Below are 16,500 nucleotides of genomic sequence, written 5' to 3' on the forward strand. Positions count from 1 at the left end.
ATCCGTTCTACGTGGTCAGTGCCGATGAGGCGGTGCTGCGGAACCTGTCAGGCACGGCACCGGTTCCGGTTGCCAGGTCCGCGGCCCACTGTCCGATCAGCGGCGCGAATTTGGCCCCATGGCCTGAGCAGGGCGAGACGACGGTGAGGTTGTCCGCCCGGTCGATCAGGAAGTCCTCGGTGGGCGTGTTCGTGAAGAGGCAGGTGGTTTCGGCGTACGGCTCGGGATCCAGTCCCGGCAGGCAGCGGCGGACATAGTCCACCACGCGGGCGCGGTTGGCCGGGTCCACCACTCCGGTCTGCTCGGCGGCCGACGGGATGCCCGGGCCGCCGTTGTATTCGGCCACCTTCTGGCCCGCGAAGCCGGCGTCCCGGCCGCCGGGGAGGCCGTAGGTTTGGATGTCGCCGGCCTTGTGGATGAAGGTGGGCCAGTTGGTGGCGGAAAAGCCGGAGTCTTCCCGGTACCGGAAGTGGAAGGCCTGTTCCTGCCGGACGGTGAAGTCGGGCAGGCCGGCCAGGAAGCCCGCCGGCAGCGGGAGGGACTCCAGCAGCCGTGGCAGCCAGCCGCCCGCGCTGATCACCACGTTGCCGGCGTCGAGCGTTTCCCCTGTGGAGGAGTGCAGCCGGTAGCCACCGCCCAGCCGTTCCACCCGGTCCACGCTCCAGCCGGTCAGGACCTTCGCACCGTGCCGGACCGCGAGGGCCACCATGGCGTTGACTGACGTTTCAGCGTCGATCACGCCGGCACCGGGGTGCCAGAGGACCTCGGTATCGAACGCGATCTGCGGCCAGCGGCCCCGGGCTTCGGCGGCGGACAGCAGCTCGTGGTCGATTCCGGCGCCGGCCAGCACCTCAGCGAGGAGGGCGGGTTGACGCTTTGGACCGTAGTCCACCGCGCCGAACGGCGTGATCAGCTCAGCGCCGGCATCCGTTGCGAGCCCGTCCCAGAGTTCCTTCGAGTCCAGGACCGCCCGCGTGTAGAACGGGTCCGGGTAGGCGTAGCGGAAGATCCGGGCGGAGCCGTGGGAGCTGCCGTCATGGGCGGCGGGTACGTCGCGCTCCAGCAGGGTGACCTGGTGGCCGCGGGCTGCGAGCTGCCACGCGGTGGCGGCGCCGGCCAGGCCGGCGCCCACCACCACATAATCCGACGCGTCGGAAGAAGGTCCAGCCATCAGAAGCTTCCCTGCACGCCGGGGATCCAGCTGGTGCCGGCCAGCGGCACGCGGGCCATGGCGGAGGCCTCGATAGTCAGCGCCACGAGGTCCTCAGGTTCCAGGTTGTGCAGGTGCGATTTTCCGCAGGCCCGGGCGATGGTCTGGGCTTCCATGGTGAGGACGCGGAGGTAGTTGGCCAGGCGGCGGCCGGCGGCCACCGGGTCCAGGCGGGAGGAGAGTTCCGGGTCCTGGGTGGTGATGCCGGCGGGGTCGCGGCCGTCCTGGAAGTCGTCGTAGAACCCGGCGGCCGAGCCCAGGGCGGAGTATTCGGCGGCGTAGCGGGGGTCGTTGTCGCCCAGTGCGATCAGCGCCGCGGTGCCGATGGCGACGGCGTCGGCCCCCAGGGCCATGGCCTTGGCGACGTCGGCGCCGGTGCGGATGCCGCCGGAAACGATGAGCTGGACCTTGCGGTGCATGCCGAGTTCCTGCAGTGCCTGGACGGCCTGCGGGATGGCGGCGAGGGTGGGGATGCCGACGTTTTCAATGAACACCTGCTGCGTGGCAGCGGTGCCGCCCTGCATGCCGTCCAGCACCACCACGTCGGCACCGGACTTCACGGCGAGCGCGGTGTCGTAATACGGGCGTGAGGCACCGATCTTGACGTAGATGGGGGTCTTCCAGTCGGTGATTTCGCGGAGTTCGCCGATCTTGATCTCGAGGTCGTCCGGGCCGGTCCAGTCCGGGTGGCGGCTGGCGGAGCGCTGGTCGATGCCCACCGGCAGGGTGCGCATCCCGGCCACGCGTTCGGTGATCTTCTGGCCCAGCAGCATGCCGCCGCCGCCGGGCTTGGCCCCCTGGCCGAGGACGATCTCGATGGCGTCGGCCTTGCGGAGGTCGTCCGGGTTCATGCCGTAGCGGGAGGGCAGGTACTGGTAGACGAGGTGCTTGGACTGGCCGCGCTCCTCAGGCGTCATGCCGCCGTCGCCCGTGGTGGTGGAGGTGCCTACCTCGGACGCGCCGCGGCCCAGCGCTTCCTTGGCGTTGGCGGACAGGGCGCCGAAGCTCATGCCGGCGATGGTCACCGGGGTGGCCAGGTGCAGCGGGCGGCTGGCGTACCGGTCGCCGAGGACGACGTCGGTATCGCACTTTTCGCGGTAGCCCTCCAGCGGGTAGCGGGACATGGAGGCGCCGAGGAAGAGCAGGTCGTCGAAGTGCGGGACCTTGCGCTTGGCGCCCCAGCCGCGGATGTCGTAGACGCCGGTGGCGGCGGCGCGCTGGATGTCGGCGATGGTGGCGCGGTCGAAGGTGGCGGACTCGCGGAGGCCCAGTTCGGCAATGTTTGGTGCTGCGGCGGGTGCCTGGGCGGGAACCGGAAGGGAGGTGATGGTCATGGGGGCCTCCTAGTAGGCAGTCGAGTTGTCGACGTGGAAGTGGTAGAGGTTCCGGGCGGAGCCGTAGCGCTTGAAGTCGGCCGGGTTGTCGGTGCGGCCGGCGGCGGCCAGGAGTTCCGCGAGTTCGGCCAGGTGCTCGGCCTTCAGCGGCTTTTCGATGCAGTCGGCGCCCAGAGAGGCCACCGCGCCCTTCACGTAGATGCGGGCCTCGTAGATGGAGTCGCCCAGTGCATCCCCCGCGTCGCCGCAGACCACCAGCCGTCCGGCTTGGGCCATGAAGGCGGACATGTGGCCGATGTTGCCGCCCACCACGATGTCCACGCCCTTCATGGAGATCCCGCAGCGGGCGCCGGCGTTGCCGTCGATGACCACCAGGCCGCCGTGGCCGGTGGCGGCCGCGGACTGGGAGGCGTCGCCCTTGACGTGGACGGTGCCGGACATGATGTTCTCGGCCAGTCCGACGCCGGCGTTGCCGGTGACGGTCACGGTTCCCTTTTGGTGCATCCCGGCGGCGTAGTAGCCGGCGTGGCCTTCGATGGTTACGGTGGCGTCGGCGTTAATGCCGACGGCGAGGCTGTGCTTGCCGCCGGGGTTGGTCACGGTCCAGGATTGGCCGTCGGCCGCGTTGTGGAGTGCCTGGTTCAGGTCGCGGACCGGGGCGCCGGACAGGTCGACGACGGTGGGGCCGTCCAGTGCGGGGGCAGTGGCTTCGGGGGCTGTCAGAGTGACCATGTGTAGACCTTTCCGGGTTCCGGTTCAAAGATGCGGGCATTGTCGATGCCGGGCAGTGCTGCCAGGGCGCGGTATTCGGAGGCCATGGCCACGTAGTCGTCGGTTTCGGCGATGATGGCGGGCTTGCAGGCGATGGGGTCGCGGACCACGGCCATGCTGTCCGCGGTGGTGACCACCAGGGTGTAGAAGCCGTCCAGGACCTTGCCCAGGTTCACCAGGGCTTCCTCGAGGGTGTCGCCCTGCTGCAGCCGGGAGGCGACGTAGCGGGCCCCCACCTCGGTGTCGTTCTCGGAGTCGAACACCACGCCTTCGCGCTTGAGCTCGCGGCGGACGCTGGCGTGGTTGGAGAAGGACCCGTTGTGCACCAGGCACAGGTCGTCGGCCACGGAGAAAGGGTGCGAGCCGCCGGCGGTAACGGCGGATTCGGTGGCCATCCGGGTGTGGGACAGGCCCTGGCTGCCGGCCATGGCTTCCAGTCCGTGGTCGGCGGCGATCTCCATGGGGTGGCCCACGCTCTTCATCACGGCCACATGTTCGCCGCGGCCAATGACGGTGGCGGCTGGCAGGGTTTCGGTGACCGCCTTGACCAGGAGGTCCGTCCCGACGGCGGCGCTCACCAGGGTGGTGTCGCCCACCACCTGCACGGCCGCTGCCGCGTCAGACGGCAGGAGCGCCGCGACACCTGAGGTGATGTCCGCCGTCGTCATTCCCTGGTCCCTGCCGAGCAGGCTCAGGGTGGACGTGCCCGGCGACACCAGGCCCGGGGTGTTGTAGACGGCGAGGCCGGCGGAGTCGGGTCCGCGGTCCACGATCTGGCAGAGCATCGAGGACAGCAGGCTGCCCATCCGGGGGTGCAGCGAGGGATTGCGCAGCTGCAGCGCGGCGATTCCGCACATGGTGGGATTCCTTTACTTCGTTGGGATTAGATCGAGGTGAGGTAGGTGCGGATTTCCCAGTCGCTGACCTGGTTGTGCCAGCTGAGGAACTCCTCTTCCTTGGCGTTTGCGTAGTAGGTTCCGATCTCCGGATCTCCGCTCAGGCCGGCCAGGATCACGGGGTCCCTCCGGAGCGCTTCCACGGCGTGGAGCAGGGTGGCGGGCAGCAAATGGGCGTCCGCCTTGGACTCCCCCGGCCCGGATGGCGTGCCCGGGTCGAGGGACTTCTCCACACCGTCCAGCCCTGCGGCGATGGCGGTGGCGACGGCGAGGTACGGGTTGGCGGAACCGTCGCCGGAGCGGAGTTCGATCCTCTTGTTGTCCGGCACGCGGATCATGTGGGTCCGGTCGTTGCCGCCGTAGGAGGCCTTCCGCGGGGACCAGGTGGCGCCGGAGGAACTGGTGGTGGCGCCGGTGCGCTTGTAGGAGTTGACCGTGGGGGCGAGGAAGGCCTGCAGCGCGGGGGCGTGGTCCAGGATGCCGGCGATGAAGGAATACGCGAGGCCGGACAGCCCGAGGCCGCGTCCGCCGTCGTCCGCGTTTCCGTCGTCCCCCGGGAACAGCGCCTCCGCACCCGACCACAGCGAGAGGTGGAAGTGCAGGCCGGTTCCGGTGCGGTCCGTGAAGGGCTTGGGCATGAACGTGGCGGTCATGCCGCGCTGCTCGGCCAGGATGTTCAGGATGTAGCGGAGGGAGACCACCCGGTCGGCGGTGGTGAGGGCATCGGCGTAGGTGAAGTTCTGCTCGAACTGCCCGGCGGCGTCCTCGTGGTCGTTGGCGTAGTTACCCCAGCCGAGCGAGTTCATCGCGTCGCTGATGGACGTGAGATGCTCGTACATCCGGGTCACGCCGCGGGCGTCGTAGCAGGGGCGGGGCGAATCGTCGCGGGCGTCGGCGGTGCTCAGCGTTCCGTCGTCGTTCCTGTTCACCAGGAAGTACTCCACCTCGGCGCCCACCTTGGCCTGCATGCCCCGGTCAGCCAGGCGGGCCAGGGCGTTCTTGAGGATGACGCGCGGGGCGTAGGGCCAGGGCTTACCGTCGACATGCGGGTCGCAGTGGATGATGGCCAGCCCTTCCTTGATGAAGGGGACGGGGGTGAAGGAGGCAAGGTCCGGGACGGCGATAAGGTCCCCGTCCTGGGGCTTCTGGCCGATGAGGCCGGCCGCATAGCCTGCGAAACCCATGGCGCCTGCTTCGAGTTCGTCAGCGGCTTCCACCGGGACGAGCTTGGCGCAGGGCTTGCCGGTCATGTCCACGAACGTGGCCAGGAGGAAGCGGACGTCATGGGCGCGGGCAATGTCCGCCAGGGAAATGCGTTCCGCCAGGGCTGGCGGAGCCTGGCCGACGAGGCCGGCGGCGGGGGTTACAGCAGGGGTTGCGACACTGGTCATCGAAACATTCCTGTCAGGGTTGGCGTTAGCTATCAGTAAACCTTGTTGCATCAGAGTATCCAAACCCGTATTTCGCGCGTCGGGCCGGAAGGTTAAATGCATGTTTCGACGGGCCAGCCCGTCGGCGCCCGTCACGCAGGGCACGCTTTTGGCCAGGGCACGACGGCGGCGGCCCGGGTTTGCGGGGAACACGGCACCCGGGCGCGCCAAAAGCGGGCGCTGCGTGACGCCGTCGTACACCTCCGGGGCGAAAGCGGCCGGGGCCAGACGGGGCCCCGGCACCAGCTCCGGGGCAAGCTGCGGTACTAGGCTGAGGGGAACCGGGCAGCAAGCCACCCCCGAAGGAGCCAGCCCTTGAACAGCACGCATCCCTCCCCCATGCCGCCGACGGATTTACAGGTGGGTGTGGTGGGCATCGGCTGGGCCGGCCAGCAGCACCTCAAGGCCTACTCGGCGCTGGACGGAGTAAGGATCGTCTCGGTGGCAGGGATGGAGCAGGACCTCCGGGACTCCCTGCAGGCCGAATACGCCATTCCGAACGCCTTCGCCGACTGGCAGGACATGCTGGACCACGGCGGCCTGGACGCAGTCAGCGTGGCAGTACCCACCTTCCTGCACGCCCCGATCTCCATCGCCGCCCTGGAACGGGGTATCCACGTCCTGAGCGAAAAGCCCATCGCCCGCAACGCCGCGGAAGGCCAGGCCATGGTGGACGCCGCCCGCAAGGCCGGCCGCGTCCTGGACGTCGCCTTCAACCACCGCCGGCGCGGCGACATCAAGGCGCTCAAGGAGGTCATCGACCACGGCGGCCTGGGCAGGCCCTACTACGCGAAGGCGTCATGGCTGCGGCGCGCGGGCATTCCCACGCTGGGCAGCTGGTTCACCAACCCGGAGCTCGCCGGCGGCGGGCCCTTGGCGGACATCGGCGTCCATGTGCTCGACTTCGCCCTGTACCTCCTCGGCGAGCCCAAGGTGGTGGCGGTCTCCGCGGCCACCCATGCCGAACTGGGGCCGCAGGGCCGGGGCGGCGGCAGCCGGTTCTCCGCCCACGCCACCAGCCACGCCTTCGAAGTGGAGGACTTCGCGACGGCGTTCCTGCGGCTGGAGGGCGGCGCGACCCTGCTGGTCGAGGCCAGCTGGGCGGCCTACCGGGAAACCGATGACCAGCTGGACTTCACGGTGTACGGGACCGACGGCGGCGCCGAGCTCAGGGTGCACGGGGCGCCGTTCCCGCCGGTGGGCCGGCTGCGGGTGTTCACGGACAAGGACGGCGGGTCCGCGGACTACCTGCCCCCGGTCCTGCCGGGCCGCGCGCACGATGCTGTGGTGGAGGATTTCGTCACCGCCGTGCGGGGCGGCGAGCACGTATGGGCCAACCATGACGGATCCCTGGCGCTGTACCGCGCCCAGGTCATCGACGCGTGCTACCAGTCCGCACGCGAGCAGAGGGAGGTTCGTCTCTGATGGACGGCAAACTCCGGATCCTGGTGTGGAACGAAGGCGTCCACGAAGCCAACAACGAGCCGTCCCACATCGGGGAGATCTACCCGGACGGCATCCACGGAGCCATCGCCGCGGGCCTGCGCTCCCACCTTCCGGAGGCGGACATCACGACGGCGGTCCTGGCCACGGATCCCGACCACGGCCTTGCCGAGGAGGTGCTCGCGGAGACGGACGTCCTGTTGTGGTGGGGCCACATCGCGCACGCCGGGGTGGGGGACGCCGTCGTCGAACGCGTCCACCGGCATGTGCTGGGCGGTATGGGGCTGATCGTGCTCCACTCGGGGCACTTCGCGAAGATCTTCACCAAACTGCTCGGCACCAGCTGTTCGCTGGCCTGGCGGAATGACGGCCAGCGGGAGCTGGTGTGGACCGTCAAGCCCTCCCATCCCATCGCGGAGGGCGTGGAGAGCCCCATCGTCATTCCGGAGCAGGAGATGTACGGCGAATTGTTCGACATCCCGGACCCGGACGACCTGATCTTCATCAGCTCCTTTGCCGGCGGCGAGGTGTTCCGCTCCGGCGTGACCTTCACCCGCGGCAAGGGCCGCATCTTCTACTTCAGCCCCGGCGACCAGGAGTACCCGGTGTACCACCATCCGCAGGTCCAGCGGGTCCTGGCCAACGGGGTGCGGTGGGCTGCACAGCCCGGGATTGACCGTTCCGCCCCCTCGGTGACCAACCCCGGGCGGGAGTGGTTCCAGGCGGAAAACCGTCATTGACACGGGCTGCGCGCAGGAGCAGATTGAGAGCGTTGATCCATGGGACCGGCAGGCTCTGGACGGGGCACATCCCGCCCTGCCGGCCCCGATCCCGGCCGCGCACAGCCCCGGACGAACTCAATAACCACTCCTTACGAAGGAGCCAGCAATGCCCGCAGTAACGGTGAAGGACCTGGAGTCCAAATCATTTGACCAACCGGACGAAAAGCGCCGTCCGCCCAAGACGCAAGTAGACGTGGTGAACATTGGTGGCGCCACCCTGGGCCGGTTCACGTTTGAGCCCGGCTGGCGCTGGTCAGAAACCGTCAAGACGGTTGTCCATACGGACAGCTGCCAGAACAATCACCTTGGTTTTTGCACCTCCGGCACCCTGACCGTCCAGCTGGACAACGGAACCGGCATGACCATCCAGTCCGGTGACGCCTACTCCATCCCGGCCGGCCACGACGCCTGGGTGGAGGGCGATGAGACGTTTGTTGGCTACGAGGTCATGAGCGCGGCAGAGTACGCCAAGCCTGCCTGACCCTTGGGTTCCACCCCTATCGCCAGGAAAGGGAGGTCCGGCAGGGCCTCCCTTTCCTGCTGCCGCGGCCCTACCGTGGAGGGAACGCAACGATCGGAGAGCAATGAAAGTCACCGTCATCGGCGGCAGCGGCCACATCGGTTCGTTCCTGGTCCCCCGGCTGGTCCAAGCCGGCCACGAGGTCACCAACATCAGCCGCGGCACCAGCAAGCCGTACACAGAGGCACCGGAGTGGCAGCAGGTGCAGCACGTCACCGCGGACCGGCAGGCAGAGGACCAGGACGGAACCTTCCCTGACCGGGTGGCCGCCCTCAAGCCGGACGTCGTGGTGGACCTGGTCTGCTTCACCCTCGAATCGGCGGCTGCGCTGGTGCAGCGGCTGCGGGGCGAGGTGGGGCACCTGCTGCACTGCGGCTCCGTCTGGCGGTACGGGCAGAGCCTGAAGCTGCCCATCAGGGAGGGATCGGATTCAGCCGCACCGCCCTTTGGCGAGTACGGCATCCAGAAAAACAGGATTGCACTGATGCTGCAGGAGGAAACCGCCAGCGGCGGGCTGGCCACCACGTCACTGCACCCCGGCCACATTGTCGGGCCGGGCTGGCAGCCCGTTGGTCCGCTGGGAAACCTTGATCCCGCCGTCTGGCAGACGATCTCTGCAGGCCAGCCCCTCCGGATTCCCGGCAGCGGCACGGAGCTGATGCACCATGTGCACGCCGATGACGTGGCCCAGGCCTTCGAGAAGGCAATTGCCCGGCGGGAGGCAGCCACCGGTGAGGACTTCAACATCGTTGCCCCCACGGCGCTGACGGTCCGCGGTTATGCGGACATCGCCGCCGCCTGGTTCGGGCACGCTGCGGTACTGGAGACGGTTCCCTGGGACCGCTTCCGGGAGAACACCTCCCGCGAGCACGCGGATGCGAGCTGGAACCACCTTTACCGCAGCCAGTGCTTCAGCATCGAAAAAGCGGCCTCCGTGCTCGGCTACGCGCCGCGGTACGAACCGGAGCAGGCCATCTTCGAATCCATCCAGTGGCTCGTTGACCACGAACAGCTGCACGTCGCCCGCCCGCTCGGCGTCCCGGCCGGCTGAGCCCCGAAACCCTACCGGCGCAGGCGCCGCAGCCGGGCCACCAGGGTTGCAGCGAGGAGCGCCGTCCCCAGTTCCAGGGCAACAACCAGCAGCAGGTCCGTGCTGCCCGAACCACCAACAGCGGACGACGACGGCTGGCCGCCATGGGCGTGCCCGGCACCCCCGGCGGCCAGCAGCAGGACGGCATGCAGGGCGGCCATCGCCACGGCAGCAGCGGTGACCTGGTGCAGGGCGGCCACCCGGCTGTGCCGCCAGATATGAACCGTGCAGGGAACGCAGACGGCGGCGAGCGCCAGCATCAGGACGCTGAGCCACACGCCGTGGTGTCCCGACGCCGCCAGCCCCACGTGGGCAACGCAGGAACCGGCGGTGGCCACCGCTACGGCACGGGGATGCAGGACGGGACCGTTGGCACGCAGCCGCCCCGCCGCCGTCGTACGCCCTGCCGCGGCGGGGACGAGGCTAGTGGCAGCCACCGCTGCCGCCCTCGGTGTGGCAGGAGGACGCCTGCTGGTTCGGGTTGGCGGGAACGTCCAGGACGGGGCTGCGGTCGAAAAAGCCCTCGGGACGGAGCTTGAAGCCGACGGTGTCCACGGGCATGATGGGCCAGTCCTCCACCCGGGGGAAGTGGGTCAGGCCGAAGGTGTGCCAGACGACGATGTCCTGGCCGTCGATGTCCCGGTCCTGCGAGACGTAGGCCGGCAGGCCCGCGCCGCCGGCGTGCTGGTTCACGAAGTCGCCCGTGGGGTACTTCTCGTCCTCGGCGTACCGGGTGACCCACAGGTCCTTGGTGGCAAAGGCGGCGCGGCGGGCGATGGAGGAGTCCGGGTCCGCGAGCAGCGTGGGCTGGTTGTGGGAGTGCAGTTTATAGCCCACGGACTCCCCCAGCCGGTTGCGGGATTCCGGGTTGGAGATGATCCAGGTCCGGCCGGCGCGGGCGTCAGCCTCCCGGACGCCGTCGGATTCGCGGGCCAGGACGGTGCGCTTGCGGGAGAAGGCGTTGCCGCGTTCGTTGCCCGGCCCCATCGCCTGGCGGACCACGTCCTCTTCCTCCACCCGGTTGGTGAACCCGTCGATGGCTATGTCCAGCCGGGCGCTGAAGAGGTGCTGGTGGAAGGGTGCGCCCAGGCCGGGCGCCAGCTGGGAGATGTTGTCCGAACCGCCTTCCGGGAATGCGGAGGTGAAGACGATGCCGGTGGCTTTGGCCTCGAATTCGATAGTGCCGTCCAGGTAGAGGTACCAGTAGAAGCCGTAGTCGTAGTTGCCGATCGTGGTGAAGAAGGAGATCACCAGGCGGCGGTTGCGGCGGGTGTAGGTGACGCCGCTCCAGAGGTCGGAGTGCTTGGAGAGGATGCTCCAGTCCTCCTCGTGCATGCAGATGCCGTTGCGGATTTCCCGCGGGTTGCCGAACGCGTCGCTGATGACCGGGCTGAGGTAGGTGATCTCGCCCAGGCAGTCGCAGCCAAGTTCCAGCGAGTTGGCGTACTGGCCCACCAGGTATTCGCCGGTGTCGAAATAGTTCTGCCAGGACCGGATGGGCGAGGGGTCGCCGTAGGGCACCACCATTTCGGCAATGGACGCACGGTTGATGATCTGCCGCTTCCGGCCGCCGTCCTGGAAGGCCAGGTTGTGCAGGACCACCCCTTCCCGGACATCGAAGCCGACGTCCACGCTCCACTTCTCCCATTCCACATGGTTGCCGCCGGTGACGGTGAAGCTGGGCCCTTCCGGCTGGGTGATGCTGATGGGCTTCTGGGTGGCGCGGACAGGCCCGGTCAGTTCCGGATCGGTGTAGTTGCCGTGCTCTGCCGGGATGGGCATCACGCCGAGGTCGATGACCTGGGTGACTTCCTTGCTGACCACGTCCACATAGGCCACCAGCCCGTCCACCGGGTGCGCCCAGGCGCTGTCCTCCGGGAATTCCTGCACGAACGCCAGGCCGCGAAGGATGCGGCGGCCTTTCTCCTCACCGTATTCGAAAACTCCGGCCGAGAGCGGCGCAACGCGGACCTTTTCGACCTCGAGGCCCCTGTCGGCGAGCGCCTTCAGCCAGCGGTCATCGGCGGCCAGGAGCGATTCCACCACGTCGAACTCCTCCTCCAGGACCGGCAGTTCGCCGGTCACCGCGGTGTCGAGTTCGACGGCGGAGAGCACCTTTTGCTGGGTAATGGAGACCACGACGTCCCGCGGCGCAGCCCCTGAGACGTCGTGGATGAAGACCCGGAAACGGCGGTCCACAGCCTGTGGTTCCGTTCCCCGGGCCGGATCCAGCAGGCCAAGGTAGGCGATGCGGTGCTGCGGGTCCAGGTGGCCTTCAGACTGCAGGATGGCGCGGACGTCAAGGATTTCCTCCGCCGTTGCCAGGCGGAAGGCCGATGCGGTTTCGGTTGGTGCAAGAGTCATGGGAAGAGCCTTTGTCCGGGCCGTCGCCGGCCACTGGTTTATTTTCTATAGTTGTAGAGAATAAACGTCCGTAACATGGCTCACAAGAGTCTGAGCGAAATATTTCCGGGGAGTGGCCGCGGTGCCGAAGATAGTTGACCATGATGAGCGCCGCCTGGAACTCGTGGATGCCACCTGGCGGATCATCGCCCGGCAGGGCCTTGAGAGCGCCACCATGCGCGAGATCGCCACGGAGGCAGGCTTCGCCAACGGCGCCCTGAAACCCTACTTCCCCACCAAGGACACCCTGCTCGAATTCGCCTTCAGCCATGTGTTCAACAGGACCAACCTGCGCATCGCAGAGGTCACGGCCGGGCGGACAGGCCTGGACGCATTGCGGGCCTTTTGCCTTGAGGTTCTCCCCCTCGACGACGAGCGCGTCAATGAGGCGCGTATCGTGGTCCCGTTCTGGCAAAGGGCCATCAATGACCCCCGGAAGGCGGCGATCCACCAGCAGTCGATGAATGAATGGCTGGTGGCAATCCGCCGCTTCCTGGCAGAGGCGAGGGACAGCGGCGACGTGCGTGCCGCCGTCGACGATTCCACCCTTGCCGGGCAGCTGCTGAACATGCTGCTGGGGGCCCAGATCGAGGCCGCCCTTGCACCTGTTGGCCAGATCGACTTCGGCCACGCCGCCCAGCTGGAGGGCTATCTTTCCTTGCTGGGCAAAATTCCCGGCCGGAAATGAGTGCCAAACTCGAAAGTATGCTTACTATTGAGGGGTCAGGTTCTGGCGGATGCCGGAGCGAGCACGAACTGTAAGGAGCATCTCCATGGGTTTGGATGACAAGATCGGCAACGCTGCAGAGAAGCTCGGCGGCAAGGGCAAGGAAGCTGCCGGAAACGCCACGGGCGACGAGAGCCTGAAGGCTGAAGGCCAGACGGACCAGGCAAAGTCGGACCTCAAGCAGGCCGGCGAGCACGTCAAGGATGCCTTCAAGAAGGACTAGCGGACACTCGCATAATGGGTGCAACTCCAGCCGGAGTTGCACCCATTGGCGTTTTCAGGGCCGGTCCCGCATGTCCCGCAGTTCCTGCAGCAGCTTCAGCTGTTCAGCGTTGATGTTCATCAGCATCTCTATCTGCGCCGCGGCCCGGACGTCAGTTTCGTAATCGTGCTGCGCCATGGCCGAGGCGATGGCATCCTGGCGCTTGGCTGCAATGAGCAGGATGGCGCCCTGCAGTCCCGCCAGCATGGACAGGAAAAGGTTCAGCAGGATGTAGGGGTAAGGGTCCCAAGCGTTGGTGGCGAGGACAATGGAATTCACCAGGGCCCACAGCCCCATAAAACCCAGGAACAGCCCCACAAAAGGCCAGCTGCCCATGCCGTTCCGAAGGGCGTCAGCAGCCTTGTCGCCCGTACTGAGGCCTTCTTTGTGCCGCCGGTGCCAGTTAACTCTTATCTCAGCCATGGGCCCAGAATAGGCCCGCTTAGTGGATCAGCCCCGACACCAGGTTGATGGTGGTGGCCAGGACGATGGCACCCAGCAGGTAGGACAGCAGCGCCTGGCGCAGGACCGTGGAACGGATGGCAGTGGTCTTCAGGTCGGTGTCCGATACCTGGAATGTCATGCCCACGGTGAAGGCCAGGTAGGCAAAATCCGAGTACCGGGGCTGGCTTTCCTCATTGAAATCCACTCCCGTGCCATCGCGGTAGTAGATGGCTGCATAGCGGAGGGTGAACAGGGTGTGGACCAGGAACCATGACAGGGCAATGCTGCCCAGCGCCATGGCCACGGTGGCATCCTTGGCTCCGCCCTGCTCACTGGAGGCATCGAGCAAAATCAGGGCGACGCCCGCAAAGCTGGCCACGGTGGCGCCCAGGACCAGCGCGTCAGAGAAGACCCTGCCCGGATCCTCCCGCCGCGCATGCGCAGCGGTGGCTGCAGGGCCCAGGCGTCCGATCACGCTCCACACCCAGACGAGGTAGGTGGCCGAGGCGGCGGCCCAGCCGAGGGCCGGGGCATACGTCCAGGTGCCAAACGTGCCAACCGCCAGCGCCGCCACCAGGCCGACGGCGAGCATCACCAGCAGGCGGAGCCGGGAATGGTGGGCACGGGAGTTGAAGTTCCGGTGGTGGTCGCCGGTAGCCGTCATGGACTTCATGGCCCGATCATGGCACGCGAGGCTGGGCTGCGGCTGGAAAGGCAGTTCTTCTTATTTTCGCCAACCGTTGAAAAAAGACCGGTGCGCCGCTAACCTGAAGGGACTGTGTCGCAGGACACAACCCGGGGGAACGTGAAGTGGCCATCCGTCGCGAGGAACATCATGCCAGCAGCTGCAGCAACCGGGGCAACAGCCCGGACCCCACGCCAGGACCTCAACTCCAGCGTTGCCACGTCGTTCGACCACTGGAAACACCTGGTGGCCGAATCCTTCGTGCCCCTCACCGCGCGGACGGCGGACGTGGAGGGCTTCCAGGGCCGCATGCGCTCCCGGGTGCTGGACCGGATGTCCATCGTGGAAGTGACCGCCACCTCCCACGAGGTCCACCGCACCCCCGCGCTGATCGCCCAGGCCCATGAGCGCTATTTCAAGCTGAACCTGCAGCTGGAAGGCACGGGCCTGCTGATCCAGGACAACCGCGAAGCCGTCCTGCAGCCCGGCGACCTGGCAATCTATGACACCAACCGGCCCTACACCCTTGCCTTCGAGGACAGCACCAGGATCATGGTCCTGATGTTTCCCTGCGACGCCCTCTCCCTGCCCGTGGACTACGTGGGGCAGCTCGCCGCGGTGCGCATGGGCAGCGGTGGCCTCAGCGGAATCGTGGGCCAGTTCATTCGCGAACTGTCGGCGAACCTGGACGTCCTGAACGGCCCCAGCGGATCGCGGCTCGCCACCAACGCTTTGGACCTGGTGTCCACCATGCTGCACGCGGAAATGGACATCACGCCGGACCGCATGAAGCCGCAGGCACTGCTGGCGGTCTCGGTCCGCGAGTACATCGAGGCCAACCTGGCCGATCCCCTGCTGTCACCGGCAAGCATCGCCGCCGCGCACTTCATCTCCACCCGGCACCTGCACAACGTCTTCCACGAGTCGGGGACCACCGTAGCCAGCTGGATCCGGACGCAGCGGCTCGAAGGCGCACGCCGCGACCTCCGCGACCCGCTGCACGCCGGGCAATCCGTTGGCACGGTGGCTGCCCGCTGGGGGTTCCTGGATGCCGCCCATTTCAGCCGCACGTTCCGGGATGCCTTTGGTGTTTCACCCACCGAATGGCGCCGGGGCTGAACCCGGCTGCGTTTCCTAAATCAGCCCCTGCGCCAGCATGGCGTCCGCCACCTTGACGAACCCGCCGATGTTGGCGCCGAGCACGTAGTTGCCGGGTTCGCCGTACTCCTCCGCGGTGGCGGCGCAGCGGTCGTGGATGCCCACCATGATCTCGGTCAGCCGCTCTTCGGTGTGCTCGAAGGACCACGAATCACGGCTGGCGTTCTGCTGCATTTCCAGGGCCGAGGTTGCCACGCCGCCGGCGTTGGCGGCCTTGCCCGGCCCGAAGAGGACGCCCGCCTCCTGGAACACCGCAACAGCGTCACGCGTGGAGGGCATGTTGGCGCCCTCTCCGACGGCAACCAGGCCGTTGCGGATCAGGCGGGCGGCAGCGGCGCCGTCGAGCTCGTTCTGCGTGGCGCAGGGAAGTGCCACCGTGGCGTCGACGTCCCACACCGAACCGCCGTCCACGTAGGTAACGCCGCCCCGGCGTTCGGCGTAATCCTTCAGGCGGCCGCGCTGCACTTCCTTCACCTCACGGAGGAGCGCGACGTCGATGCCTGCCTCGTCCACCACGTAGCCTGACGAGTCGGAGCAGGCCACCACCGCGGCACCGAGGGACTGGGCTTTGGCGATGGCGTTGATGGCCACGTTGCCGGAGCCCGACACCACCACGCGCTGGCCGTCAAAGGACGTGCCCCTGGTTTTCAGCATTTCCTGGGTGAAGATGACGGTGCCGAATCCGGTGGCCTCGGGCCGGACGAGGGAGCCGCCCCAGGAGATGCCCTTGCCGGTGAGCACGCCGGATTCGTAGCGGTTGGTGATGCGCTTGTACTGGCCGAAGAGGTAGCCGATCTCGCGGCCGCCCACGCCGATGTCGCCGGCCGGGACGTCCGTGTATTCGCCGATGTGGCGGTAGAGCTCGGTCATGAAGGACTGGCAGAACCGCATGACTTCGGCATCGCTGCGGCCGCGGGGATCGAAGTCGGAACCGCCCTTGCCGCCGCCGATGGGCATGCCGGTCAGGGCATTCTTGAAGATCTGCTCGAAGCCGAGGAATTTGACGATGCCCAGGTAGACGGACGGGTGGAAGCGCAGTCCGCCCTTGTACGGGCCCAGCGCGGAGTTGAACTCCACCCGGAAGCCGCGGTTGATTTGGACGCGTCCGGAGTCGTCCGTCCACGGCACACGGAAGATGATCTGGCGTTCGGGCTCGCAAAGGCGTTCCAGGATGGCAGCCTCGAGGAATTCCGGGTGCCTGTCGTGGACCGGGCCAAGGCTTTCGAAAACCTCCACCACTGCCTGGTGGAACTCCGCTTCACCGGGATTCCGCGCGAGGACGGTGTCCTTGATGGCTTCGAGCCGTGCGTCCATGAACTGTTCCTTACCTCTGAGCCGAAACGAG

At 67.4% G+C, this 16,500-nt stretch carries 18 protein-coding genes; 8 read left to right on the forward strand and 10 right to left on the reverse strand.

Annotated features, from left to right (window positions below):
* Positions 1–7: 7 nt before the first annotated feature.
* From LDO22_RS11875 to glnT, 5 genes are read right to left on the reverse strand one after another with little or no spacing between them, the layout of a single operon-like run.
* Positions 8–1,171, reverse strand: a complete 1,164-nt coding sequence (locus tag LDO22_RS11875) for an FAD-dependent oxidoreductase (protein ID WP_224023342.1) — start codon at positions 1,169–1,171, stop codon at positions 8–10.
* Positions 1,171–2,544 carry an FMN-binding glutamate synthase family protein gene (locus LDO22_RS11880; protein ID WP_224023344.1) on the reverse strand — a complete coding sequence of 458 codons (1,374 nt, stop codon included), beginning with the start codon at positions 2,542–2,544 and terminating at the stop codon, positions 1,171–1,173. Before LDO22_RS11880 ends, LDO22_RS11875 begins: the two co-directional genes overlap by 1 nt.
* Positions 2,545–2,553: 9 nt before the next feature.
* A complete protein-coding gene (locus LDO22_RS11885; protein WP_224023346.1) occupies positions 2,554–3,276 on the reverse strand; it encodes a protein glxC in 723 nt (240 codons plus the stop codon).
* A complete protein-coding gene (locus tag LDO22_RS11890) occupies positions 3,264–4,172 on the reverse strand; it encodes a glutamine amidotransferase (protein ID WP_224023348.1) in 909 nt (302 codons plus the stop codon). Before LDO22_RS11890 ends, LDO22_RS11885 begins: the two co-directional genes overlap by 13 nt.
* A 26-nt stretch (positions 4,173–4,198) precedes the next feature.
* The gene (gene glnT, locus LDO22_RS11895) at positions 4,199–5,602 is read right to left on the reverse strand and encodes a type III glutamate--ammonia ligase (protein ID WP_224023350.1); all 1,404 of its coding nucleotides are present in this window, start codon (positions 5,600–5,602) and stop codon (positions 4,199–4,201) included.
* Between the two features lie 96 nt (positions 5,603–5,698).
* Here glnT and LDO22_RS11900 point away from each other — a divergent pair, with 96 nt between their 5' ends.
* The 5 genes from LDO22_RS11900 (at position 5,699) to LDO22_RS11920 (ending at position 9,437) form a co-directional block, all read left to right on the forward strand.
* The gene (locus tag LDO22_RS11900; RefSeq protein WP_224023352.1) at positions 5,699–5,911 is read left to right on the forward strand and encodes a hypothetical protein; all 213 of its coding nucleotides are present in this window, start codon (positions 5,699–5,701) and stop codon (positions 5,909–5,911) included.
* A 69-nt stretch (positions 5,912–5,980) separates the two neighbouring features.
* Positions 5,981–7,066, forward strand: coding sequence for a Gfo/Idh/MocA family oxidoreductase (locus LDO22_RS11905; RefSeq protein ID WP_224027228.1), 1,086 nt, complete (start codon positions 5,981–5,983; stop codon positions 7,064–7,066).
* Positions 7,066–7,824, forward strand: a complete 759-nt coding sequence (locus LDO22_RS11910; RefSeq protein ID WP_201302381.1) for a ThuA domain-containing protein — start codon at positions 7,066–7,068, stop codon at positions 7,822–7,824. The genes LDO22_RS11905 and LDO22_RS11910 overlap by 1 nt, the downstream gene beginning before the upstream one ends.
* Before the next feature lie 148 nt (positions 7,825–7,972).
* Positions 7,973–8,347 carry a cupin domain-containing protein gene (locus tag LDO22_RS11915; RefSeq protein ID WP_159630278.1) on the forward strand — a complete coding sequence of 125 codons (375 nt, stop codon included), beginning with the start codon at positions 7,973–7,975 and terminating at the stop codon, positions 8,345–8,347.
* A gap of 103 nt (positions 8,348–8,450) precedes the next feature.
* A complete protein-coding gene (locus tag LDO22_RS11920; protein ID WP_224023354.1) occupies positions 8,451–9,437 on the forward strand; it encodes an NAD(P)-dependent oxidoreductase in 987 nt (328 codons plus the stop codon).
* Between the two features lie 11 nt (positions 9,438–9,448).
* On the opposite strand, the gene LDO22_RS11925 is transcribed toward LDO22_RS11920, so the two are convergent.
* Together LDO22_RS11925 and LDO22_RS11930 are read right to left on the reverse strand one after the other, a co-directional pair.
* The gene (locus tag LDO22_RS11925) at positions 9,449–9,913 is read right to left on the reverse strand and encodes a hypothetical protein (RefSeq protein WP_224023356.1); all 465 of its coding nucleotides are present in this window, start codon (positions 9,911–9,913) and stop codon (positions 9,449–9,451) included.
* Positions 9,900–11,840, reverse strand: a complete 1,941-nt coding sequence (locus tag LDO22_RS11930; RefSeq protein WP_224023358.1) for a primary-amine oxidase — start codon at positions 11,838–11,840, stop codon at positions 9,900–9,902. Before LDO22_RS11930 ends, LDO22_RS11925 begins: the two co-directional genes overlap by 14 nt.
* Before the next feature lie 121 nt (positions 11,841–11,961).
* Between LDO22_RS11930 and LDO22_RS11935 the strand changes: the two genes are divergently transcribed.
* Both LDO22_RS11935 and LDO22_RS11940 read left to right on the forward strand, forming a co-directional pair.
* Positions 11,962–12,567 carry a TetR/AcrR family transcriptional regulator gene (locus LDO22_RS11935; protein ID WP_224023359.1) on the forward strand — a complete coding sequence of 202 codons (606 nt, stop codon included), beginning with the start codon at positions 11,962–11,964 and terminating at the stop codon, positions 12,565–12,567.
* Between the two features lie 85 nt (positions 12,568–12,652).
* Complete coding sequence (locus LDO22_RS11940; RefSeq protein WP_018770044.1) at positions 12,653–12,829, forward strand: CsbD family protein; 177 nt, start codon at positions 12,653–12,655, stop codon at positions 12,827–12,829.
* Positions 12,830–12,883: 54 nt separating this feature from the next.
* Here the strand turns inward: LDO22_RS11940 and LDO22_RS11945 are convergent, their stop codons facing one another.
* A complete protein-coding gene (locus LDO22_RS11945) occupies positions 12,884–13,291 on the reverse strand; it encodes a DUF1003 domain-containing protein (RefSeq protein WP_224023361.1) in 408 nt (135 codons plus the stop codon).
* Between the two features lie 19 nt (positions 13,292–13,310).
* The gene (locus LDO22_RS11950) at positions 13,311–13,985 is read right to left on the reverse strand and encodes a DUF1345 domain-containing protein (RefSeq protein ID WP_224023363.1); all 675 of its coding nucleotides are present in this window, start codon (positions 13,983–13,985) and stop codon (positions 13,311–13,313) included.
* Positions 13,986–14,147: 162 nt separating this feature from the next.
* Here LDO22_RS11950 and LDO22_RS11955 point away from each other — a divergent pair, with 162 nt between their 5' ends.
* Complete coding sequence (locus LDO22_RS11955; protein ID WP_224023365.1) at positions 14,148–15,116, forward strand: helix-turn-helix domain-containing protein; 969 nt, start codon at positions 14,148–14,150, stop codon at positions 15,114–15,116.
* A gap of 15 nt (positions 15,117–15,131) precedes the next feature.
* On the opposite strand, the gene gdhA is transcribed toward LDO22_RS11955, so the two are convergent.
* The gene (gene gdhA, locus LDO22_RS11960; RefSeq protein WP_224023367.1) at positions 15,132–16,469 is read right to left on the reverse strand and encodes an NADP-specific glutamate dehydrogenase; all 1,338 of its coding nucleotides are present in this window, start codon (positions 16,467–16,469) and stop codon (positions 15,132–15,134) included.
* Positions 16,470–16,500 lie beyond the last annotated feature (31 nt).

It is taken from the genome of Arthrobacter sp. NicSoilC5 (assembly GCF_019977395.1).
Classification (GTDB): domain Bacteria; phylum Actinomycetota; class Actinomycetes; order Actinomycetales; family Micrococcaceae; genus Arthrobacter.